This is a genomic window from Streptomyces sp. NPDC059900, assembly GCF_050270335.1.
GTDB lineage: Bacteria > Actinomycetota > Actinomycetes > Streptomycetales > Streptomycetaceae > Streptomyces.
Genome location: NZ_JBNNJZ010000422.1, coordinates 1 through 7,124, shown reverse-complemented (window position 1 = coordinate 7,124; position 7,124 = coordinate 1). Strand labels below are relative to the sequence as shown.

Genomic DNA, 7,124 nt, shown 5'->3' with positions numbered 1-7,124 from the left:
CCCGGGGCGTCTCGCATCTGTGGAGCGAGGGAGGGTTCGCCCCCAAGGGCGGGGTGGCCGTGCTGGCCGGTCTGCTCACGGCGATGTTCAGCTTCCAGGGCAGCGAGATCGTCACGATCGCCGCCGCCGAGTCCGAGGAACCGAAGAAGAACATCAAGAAGGCCGTGCGTGCCGTCGTGTGGCGCCTGGGCCTCTTCTACGTCGGCTCGATCTTCGTCGTGGTCGCCCTGGTGCCGTGGAACTCCGACGCCCTTGCCGACGGCTCCTACCAGGCGGTCCTCGACCGGATGAACATCCCGGGCGCCGGGCTGATCATGGACGTGGTGCTGGTCGTGGCGGTGAGCAGCTGTCTCAACTCGGCCATCTACACCGCCTCGCGCATGGCGTTCTCCCTGGCCCGCCGCCAGGACGCCCCCGCGGCCCTCGCCGCCACATCGGCGGCCGGTGTGCCCCGTAACGCAGTGCTCGCCTCGACCGTCATCGGTGTCGCCGCGGTGATCGCCAACTACCTGCTGCCGAGCGTCTTCACGTACCTCATCGCCTCCAGCGGCGCGATCGCCCTGATGATGTACATGGTCATCGCCATCACCCAGTACGCGACGCGGCGCAAGGAGCCGCAGGCGGGCGAGGTGCGGATGTGGGCGTTCCCGTATCTGACCCTGGCCACGATCGCGTTCATCGCCGGGGTGCTCGTCCTCATGGCGGTGCTGCCCGGCCACCGTCTGGAACTGTGGCTCTCCCTGGCCCTGGCCGCGGTCCTGGTCACCGCGGGGGTGCTGCGGCAGCGGCGGCACGGCAACCGGCCCGCGGCGGCGGCCGGGCAGGGGTGAGGCGTCAGGGGAGCCTGGCGTGCGTGGCTCGCGCCACGAACTCGGTGGGCAGGACGAGGCGTTCGCCGTCGGGGTCGGCGTCGCCGTCGATGCGCCGTACGAGCAGGCGCGCCGCCTGACGCGAGAGTTCGCGCAGGTCGTGGCGGACCGTGGTCAGCCGGAACACCTCCCAGGACGCCATGGGCAGGTCGTCGAAGCCGATCACGGTCAGGTCGTCGGGGACCCGGATACCGGCCGCCAGCGCCGCGTTCAGGACACCGATGGCGACCACGTCGTTGCCGCAGAAGACCGCCGTGGGGGTCTGGGCCGCGTCAAGCAGCCGGGGCAGTGCCTGGTAGCCGGTCTCGTACTCGAAGGCGCCGCGTGCCACGCGGTCCTCGGGCAGCCCGATGCCCGCGTCGGCCAGGGCGAGGCGGAAGCCCAGCTCGCGGTCGCGTCCGGTCGTCGTGTTCGCCGCGCCGAAGATGCCGGCGATCCGGCGGTGTCCGAGCCCGGCGAGCGTGTGGGCGACCAGGCGTCCGCCGCCTTCGTTGTCGACGACCGAGGCGTAGTCGCCGCGGCGGCCCGTCTCGCGGTTGAGGAAGACGTAGGGCATGCCGCGGCGGTCCAGCTGCGCCGGCAGGGCGGAGTCGGTGGTGGCCGTCGCGAGCACCACGCCGTCCAGGGACTGGTCCAGGAGTTTCTCCTCGGCCACCGCCTCGTCGGAGCGTTCGGTCAGGAGCATCATCCGGTAGCCCAGGGCCTGGAGCTCGTCGTGCAGGGGGGCGATGACATGCGGGTAGAAGGGGTTGGTCAGGTCGGTGACGATCACTCCGATCCGCCGGGTGGACCGGGTCGACAGGGTGCGGCCCGCTTCGCTGGGCACGTAGTTCAGTGCCTGTGCCGCCTGGCGGACCTTCTCTCGGGTCGCCGCGGACACCCGGCGGTCGTCCCTCAGGGCGCGGGAGACGGTCGGCTGCGATACGCCGGCCAGCCTCGCCACGTCGTGACTTGTGATCGCCATCGGCCCTCTCCTCGTCGACCGGTGCGCCACCCCGGCGTCCGGTTCATCAGTATACGTATGCTGCGCCAGCCCGGCCGGGCGGGCATGCGCGGTGCGCGTACACGATCGCGGCCCGCGCCGAAGCCCTCGGGAGCGGCACCGGTCCGCACGACCCGCAAGCGGTCAGGCGGTCACGTCGGCGCAGCTCCCCTCGGCACTCCGGCACAGGTCTCGCGCACCCTACGCCCGCAACCCGCACCACGTGACCCCTTGACATCACACAACACAGGGCCTGTCATGGGAATGCATACGTATTCCATTCGAGGGAGCAGCCATGCCTGACGTCGTCGTGTCCACCGCCGAGCTGGGGCGCCGCACGGTCCGCCGCAGCGACTTCGTCTCCTGCAACCAGGCCTTCATCGACTGCCGTACGCCGGGCTCGGACCGCAAGGAGAACTACGCGATGATCGGGCCCGGCGTCTCGCAGGCCGCCGGTCAGCACGTCAACCTGCGCCTGCCGCACGGCTACAACATCGGTGCGGCCGCCATGCCCCACGGCATCACCAACAATCTCCACCTGCACTACACGGCCGAGGTGTTCGTCTGCACCGAGGGCGAATACCTCCTTCGCTGGGGCGCCGACGGCACCGAGGGGGAACTCACGCTCAGGGCAGGGGACATCGCCTCCATCCCCACCTGGATCTTCCGCGGCTTCACCAACACCGGCCCGGACGACGGCTGGATGTTCACCGTCCTCGGCCACGACCACACCGGCGGCATCATCTGGGGCCCCTCGGTACTGCGCGAGGCGCAGGGCCACGGCCTGTACCTGACGGCCGACAACCAGCTGATCGACACGGTCGCCGGTGACGAGATCCCGCCCGGCACCGAACTGACCGAACCGATGACCCGGGAGTACATCGACCGCCTGCGCCACTACGGCGTCCAGGAGATGAAGCGCCGCGTCGCGGCCGGCGACGAACTGGTCTGGTCCCAGCGGCCCTTCCTCGACAGCACCCTGCCCGGCGGCGGCGTCCGGCTGAGCTGTGTCATCGGCTACGGCATGACCGAGGACCTGCACCAGGAGCCCCGGATCTTCAACCCGCACGGCCACAACGTCGCCTGGCTGCGCGCCGAGCCGGGCCAGGGCGTCTCTCTGCACCGCCAGCAGGAGACGCAGACACTGATCGTCAAGGACGGCCTGTGGGAGATCACCCTCAACCGCACCGACCCCGTCTGCGTACAGCTGGGCCCGCGCGACATGCTCTCCGTACCGCAGGACGCCTGGCGCACGCTGCGCAATGTCGGCGACGAGCGCGGCGACCTCATGGTGGTCAACTCCGGTGACGGCCGCGTCCGCCTGGAGTGGGACGAGGAAGTCTCCAAGGCCGCCGCCGACGCGGGCCTGGGCATCGACCACAACGGCTACGTCGCCCCCTACGCCCTGCTCCCCCGCTCCGCGCGCCGCTGGTGACCGCCGTGCCCCGCACCGGAGTGCCGCGACCGCTGCCCCTTGTGGTGGTCCCCGGCATGCTGTGCGACCCGGCTCTGTGGGCGGAAGTCGACTTCCCCGAGGGCCACCCGGTCGTGCATCTCGAACTGGGAATGCCGGACATCGGGGCCCTGGCCGACGACCTGCTGTCCAGCGTGTCCGGCCCGTTCGTCGTGGTCGGGCTCAGCCTGGGCGCCATCGTCGCGTTCGAGGCGCTGCAGCGCTCCCCGGAGCGGATCGCCGGACTGTGCCTCATGTCGACCAACGCGGGCGCACCGCGCCCCGAGCAGCACGCGGCGTGGCGCGCGATGGACGGCCTGATCGGCGAGGGGCGGTTCGCGGACGTCGTCGAACAGACCCTGCCCGGCATGTTCCCCGTGCCCCGTCCGCCGAGCGAGCAGGCGCAGCGCTACCGGCGCATGGCACACGCCGTAGGCCCCGGGGCCGCGCGCGCCCAGCTGGCCGCCCAGTCGACTCGCCGGGACGCGATCGACGCTCTGCGCGGCGCCCGGTGCCCGGCCGTGGTCCTGTCCGGGTCCCGCGACGCCCTGTGCCCGCCGCACTTCCACCGGGCCATCGCAGAAGCGCTGCCGGACGCCGAACTGCGCGAAGTCCCCGACGCGGGCCATCTCCTGCCCTGGCAGCAGCCGTCCGCCGTCTCCGAAGCGCTGCGCGACCTGCTCGCACGGGTGCGGGAGACCCGGCCGCCGGCGCCCCCGTCGCACCCTGCCCGCTGAAACACCGCTGTGAGACCCACCCCGGAAACCTCTGGAACGCCCAGCCCCCCCCTGAGAAAAGAGCCGTCATGCCTCGTTTCCTCAAGTCCCCCGTCCCCGCCGGCACGGTCAGCGCCGCCCGCGCCGATGTCGCGGACCGCGTCAGCGCCATCCTCGACGACATCCGCGAGCGCGGTGACGAAGCGGTCCGCCAGTACTCCGAGAAGTTCGACGACTGGAGCCCGGAGTCCTTCCGCCTCTCCCCGGACGAGATCAGGAAGATCGTCGCCGATGTGCCGGAGACGGTCCTGGAGGACATCCGCTTCGTCCAGCAGCAGGTACGCACGTTCGCCCGGGCCCAGCGCGACTCGCTGCACGACGTGGAGATCGAGACCCTGCCCGGCGTCCGCCTCGGCCACCGGCACGTCCCCGTCGCCGGCGCCGGCGCCTACATACCCGGCGGGCGCTACCCGCTGACCGCCTCGGCGCACATGACGATCGTGACGGCGAAGGTGGCGGGCGTGGAGCGCGTCGCCGCCTGCACCCCGCCGATCCGGGGCGAGATCCCCGCCGCGACGGTCGCGGCCATGCATCTGGCCGGGGCCGACGAGCTCTACCTCCTGGGCGGCGTCCAGGCCGTGGCCGCCCTGGCCATCGGCACCGAGACGGTCGGCCGCGTGCCGCTGATCGCGGGGCCCGGCAACGCCTACGTCGCCGAGGCCAAGCGCCAGTTGTTCGGCGAGGTCGGCATCGACCTGTTCGCGGGCCCCACGGAGATCCTGGTGATCGCCGACGAGAACGCCGACCCGTTCGTGGTGGCCGTCGACCTCCTCTCGCAGGCCGAGCACGGCCCGGACTCCCCCGCCGTGCTCGTCACCACCTCCGAGGACCTCGGCCGGGCGGTCGAGCGCCACATCGAGCGGCTGCTGCCCGGCATGCCCACCAAGGACTTCGCGGGGCCCGCCTGGCGCGACCACGGCGAGATCGTCGTCGCGGACTCCCTGGACGAGGCCTTCGCGATCGCGGACTCCTACGCCAGCGAGCACGTCGAGGTCCTGACGGAGAACCCGCGCCAGGCGCTGGACAAGATGCGTGACTACGGTGCGCTCTTCCTCGGCGAAGGCACCTGCGTCTCCTACGGGGACAAGGTCATCGGCACCAACCACGTCCTGCCGACCCGCGGGGCCGCGCGCTACACCGGCGGCCTGTGGGTGGGCAAGTACCTCAAGACCGTCACCTACCAGGAGGTCACCGACACCTCCTCGTCGGCGCTGCTCGGCGAGGTGTGCGGGCGCGCGGCCCGCGTCGAGTTGTTCGAAGGCCACGCCCGCTCCGGCGATGTGCGCGCGGCCAAGTACGGCAACGCCACGCTGCCCTGGCACACCGACAACGCTGAGGCGAGCGCATGAGCGGCCCCGCGGCACCGCTGGCCGGACGCACCGCGCTGGTCAGCGGGGGCGGCAGCGGACTGGGCGCCGCCATCACGCGGGCCCTGCTCGCCGACGGGGCCCGGGTGGTGATCACCGGTCGCAACGAACAGGCCCTGAAGGAGACCGCGTCGCGTCTTGGCCCGGGCGTCGTCCACCGGGTGTGCGACGTGTCGCGGCCCGACGACGTCGAGGCGCTGGCGGACTCTCTCGCGGACGAAGAGGTCTCGGTCCTCGTCAACAACGCCGGAATCGCCGGTCCGGTGGCGCCCCTGACCGAGATCTCCGCCCGGGACTGGGACGAGGTGTTCGACGTGAACGTACGCGGCGTGTTCCTGATGTGCCGCGCCTTCCTGCCCGCCATGACGGCACGCGGCGCGGGCGATGTCATCAACATCGCCTCGGTATCGGGCAAGCGCCCCCTGCTGCGGCGCACCCCCTACTGCGCGTCCAAGATGGCGGTCATCGGACTGACCACCACCCTGGCGGGCGAGGTCGGCCCCTCGGGCGTCACGGTCAACTCCCTCTCTCCCGGGCCGGTCTCGGGCCCCCGGATGGAGCGCAACTTCCGCCTGGAGGCGGAGCGCACCGGCGGCAGTTACGCGCAGGCCGAGGAGGCGTTCGTGTCGCGCTCGGCGCTGGGCCGGATGGTCACCGAGGACGAGGTCGGCGCCGCGGTCAGCGCGATGCTCCGGATGCCGGGGCTCTGCGGCGCCGACATCGACCTCTCGGCCGGGATGGTCGCGCGGTGACGGCGGCAGAAGCGGAGCGCCGCCCGCTCAAGGAACGGCTGGCCGCCGGCGAGCGGTTGTACGGCGCGCTGGTGCGGCTTCCCTCCGAAACCCTGGTGGAGATGGCGGGGGTGGCGGGCCTGGACTACGTGGTCATCGACTGCGAGCACGGCCCCGCCGACACCGCGCTCCTCCAGCACCATCTGACGGCCGCGGCGGCTCAGGGCATCGACGTCCTGGTGCGCGTGGGAACGTCCGAACCCGCGCTCGCCCTTCGCTGCCTGGACCTGGGCGCCGCGGGGATCATCCACCCGCACGTCGACGATGCGCAGGACGCACGCCGGGCGGTGGCCTCGGTCCACTACCCGCCGCTGGGGACGCGGGGCTTCGCGACGTACAGCAGAGCCGGCCGCTTCGGCACGGTCACGGCGGCCGAGCATGTCGCCGCGTCCCGCGACGCCCTGGTGGTGGTGATGATCGAGACGCAGCAGGCCTGCGTTGCCGCGCCGGAGATCGCCGCCACGGAAGGAGTGGACGCGGTCCTGGTGGGCCCGGCCGATCTGGCGGCGGACTGCGCCTTCCCCGGCCAGGAGAAGGTCGACGCGCTGGTCGCGGCGGCCCACCAAGCTACCCGTGCGGCGGGCCGGTCGGTGATGACCATCGTGCCGGGCACAGAGGCGGCCAGGGCCGCCGAGCGGGCCGGGGCGCAACTGGTGCTCTACAACATGGCCCAGGTCCTGATGGACACTTTCCGCTCCCTCGCGGCGCCCGTGCAGGGCGAGGGGCTGGGCCCTCGCGCATGACGCCGTACGGCCGCGTCCGGCTCCTGCGACACCCCGTCAGGAGCCGGACGGGCCGTGCCCGGACACACCGCGGGGCTGCCCGCCGGGAAGCCCCGCGGGCAGCCCTGCGGAATGCATCGCTCCACCTCTTGACGGCCTCCGTC

Annotated in this window: 7 protein-coding genes; 6 read left to right on the top strand and 1 reads right to left on the bottom strand. The window is 72.2% G+C overall.

What is annotated here, in order from left to right:
- A partial coding sequence (locus ACQKIP_RS34790; protein ID WP_427745054.1) for an amino acid permease occupies positions 1–830 on the top strand: 830 nt, incomplete at its 5' end.
- Positions 831–834: 4 nt separating this feature from the next.
- Here ACQKIP_RS34790 and ACQKIP_RS34785 read toward each other — a convergent pair.
- A complete protein-coding gene (locus ACQKIP_RS34785) occupies positions 835–1,833 on the bottom strand; it encodes a LacI family DNA-binding transcriptional regulator (RefSeq protein WP_365853989.1) in 999 nt (332 codons plus the stop codon).
- A 313-nt stretch (positions 1,834–2,146) separates the two neighbouring features.
- On the opposite strand from ACQKIP_RS34785, the gene ACQKIP_RS34780 reads away from it, so the two are divergent.
- The 5 genes from ACQKIP_RS34780 (at position 2,147) to ACQKIP_RS34760 (ending at position 6,981) form a co-directional block, all read left to right on the top strand.
- A complete protein-coding gene (locus ACQKIP_RS34780; protein ID WP_365853991.1) occupies positions 2,147–3,286 on the top strand; it encodes a hypothetical protein in 1,140 nt (379 codons plus the stop codon).
- A gap of 5 nt (positions 3,287–3,291) precedes the next feature.
- The gene (locus ACQKIP_RS34775) at positions 3,292–4,041 is read left to right on the top strand and encodes an alpha/beta fold hydrolase (protein WP_365853993.1); all 750 of its coding nucleotides are present in this window, start codon (positions 3,292–3,294) and stop codon (positions 4,039–4,041) included.
- A 68-nt stretch (positions 4,042–4,109) separates the two neighbouring features.
- Positions 4,110–5,429 carry a histidinol dehydrogenase gene (gene hisD / locus ACQKIP_RS34770; protein ID WP_365853995.1) on the top strand — a complete coding sequence of 440 codons (1,320 nt, stop codon included), beginning with the start codon at positions 4,110–4,112 and terminating at the stop codon, positions 5,427–5,429.
- A complete protein-coding gene (locus tag ACQKIP_RS34765) occupies positions 5,426–6,199 on the top strand; it encodes an SDR family NAD(P)-dependent oxidoreductase (RefSeq protein WP_365853997.1) in 774 nt (257 codons plus the stop codon). The genes hisD and ACQKIP_RS34765 overlap by 4 nt, the downstream gene beginning before the upstream one ends.
- Positions 6,196–6,981, top strand: coding sequence for an HpcH/HpaI aldolase family protein (locus ACQKIP_RS34760; protein WP_365853999.1), 786 nt, complete (start codon positions 6,196–6,198; stop codon positions 6,979–6,981). The genes ACQKIP_RS34765 and ACQKIP_RS34760 overlap by 4 nt, the downstream gene beginning before the upstream one ends.
- Positions 6,982–7,124 lie beyond the last annotated feature (143 nt).